Source organism: Plebeiibacterium sediminum (assembly GCF_026013605.1).
In the GTDB taxonomy this organism is placed as follows: Bacteria; Bacteroidota; Bacteroidia; order Bacteroidales; family Marinilabiliaceae; genus Saccharicrinis; species Saccharicrinis sediminus.
In genome coordinates this window covers 1-1,813 of sequence record NZ_JAPDPJ010000187.1, presented here as the reverse complement: position 1 = coordinate 1,813, position 1,813 = coordinate 1, and the positions used below count along the sequence as shown (strand labels likewise).

Annotated in this window: 2 protein-coding genes; one reads left to right on the top strand and one right to left on the bottom strand. The window is 35.5% G+C overall.

Going from position 1 to position 1,813, the window contains the following annotated elements:
* Positions 1–247: 247 nt before the first annotated feature.
* Positions 248–544 carry a hypothetical protein gene (locus tag OM075_RS24960; RefSeq protein WP_301193285.1) on the top strand — a complete coding sequence of 99 codons (297 nt, stop codon included), beginning with the start codon at positions 248–250 and terminating at the stop codon, positions 542–544.
* A gap of 110 nt (positions 545–654) precedes the next feature.
* Here the strand turns inward: OM075_RS24960 and OM075_RS24955 are convergent, their stop codons facing one another.
* Positions 655–1,347, bottom strand: coding sequence for a hypothetical protein (locus OM075_RS24955; protein ID WP_301193284.1), 693 nt, complete (start codon positions 1,345–1,347; stop codon positions 655–657).
* Positions 1,348–1,813 lie beyond the last annotated feature (466 nt).

The window sequence follows — 1,813 nt, the reverse complement described above, 5'->3', positions numbered from 1 at the left end:
TGAATCTTTACTTGGCCTTCAAAGCTTTTGATATTGATTTCAAAAAAGAAATGAACATATAAACAAACTCTGACACAGAATTTTGAACATACCCCTTTTTTTGCTGATTATTTTAAAATATGTGGCGATTGGAAGGGCATTTTACCTGATGGACAATCTAAATTCGCTGATTGAGACACATTTTTTGCTGATGGAAGGGTCTGTACCTCTGATTGGAACAGATATTTTGCTGATTATTTAAAATAATGTGGCGATTGGAGGGGCATTTTGTCTGATGGACAATCTAAATTCGCTGATTGAGACACATTTTTTGCTGATGGAAGAGTCTGTACCTCTGATTGGAAGTGATATTTTGCTGATTATTTTAAAATATGTGGTGATTGGAGGGGCATTTTGTCTGATGGACAATCTAAATTCGCTGATTGAGACTCATTTTTTGCTGATGGGCGGGTCTGTACCTCTGATTGGAAGCAATATTTTGCTGATTATTTTAAAATATGTGGCGATTGGAGGGGTATTTTACCTGATGGACTACCTAAATTGACTGATTGAGACACATTTTTTGCTGATTGAGGGGGCATTAGTGGTGATTGAAGGGTAAAATGTCCCGCGGGAGGGGTCAAACATGCCGCGGGACGAGTATTTACAGGGTGTTTACGATCTTAAGCTTCTGTAAACAGAAAGGCGGCTTTCGTTATCCCAGAAAACATATCTGGCTACCTCACATATCTCAATAGTTCTTAGTGACAATAGAGTAAATGTTTTATCTCTTTTTAATTTATTTCCATTTTGCATTTCTGAACCGTTGGCCATGGCTAATAATTCACGCATTCTGTTTGATACTTCACGTGCCTTGGTTGTTAAAGTATTATCAAAACCAATTTTTGTTAATGGTTCAGGATATTTTTCAGCTAAAACTGAAAGTTCCAACAAATCCTGAATCATGTCGGCATGACCACTGCCACCACGTATACGCTTAATCTTTTGTTTTACATCATCCATTCCCCTATAAGCAAATGAAAGGTGATGTAACATTTCCTTTCTTAATTGATATGCATCCGGCGATTCAAGTTTCCATTCTTTTTGTGCTTCATCAATTGCCTTATAGTCGCTCATCCAAATAGCCTGACAATAACGCAAAGCCCCACTTAAAGAAGGCAGATCATCAATAAAATCAGAGTTTAAACCGGCAGCCAGTAGTTTTTCTTTGTCTTTGTTTGCCTCAATTGCAAGAGCCTCTGCATAAGCAGTAACTTCATCAATAGGTTTGTTGGGAAGTTTTACATTTTCTTTAGCCAAATTTTCAATTCGGTCTTTCCAAATTTCGTATTCCTGCTGGAATTCCATAGTAAAAAGTTTTAAATGATTAAAAATTAAACCATCTCCAACCTCTATTATACAATATAGGAATACCTGCATTTAGGGTCGGCAATGGTTTGTATGATGTATTCGTATTTATAGTTGGATAAATTGAATACCAGTAACGAATATATGTATTTTTATTGGTGTTAACTCAATGACGTTACAGGTAATTGTGATGAATAGTTTAATTTAATTGATAAACATATTTAATACATTGATATAAAATACACTTACCAATACACTACTCTAATTTACAATACATTTATATTTAACATGTTATAAGAATAAGTTGTAGCTCTTAAAATTAATAAATACTACAGCGTTGTTCAGGTTTGAGTTGTCCTTTCAGGACGCAAGGATTATTCGGAACATTATTACCCAACGCGACACTACGTTTGCATTGGGCTAAATTGAGTTGTCCTTTCAGGACGGTACTTTCAAACCTGAAGCT

Excerpts from the sequence above, each read along its gene's own strand:
- OM075_RS24955 (WP_301193284.1), bottom strand. The coding sequence starts at position 1,347 with ATGGAATTCCAGCAGGAATACGAAATTTGGAAAGACCGAATTGAAAAT.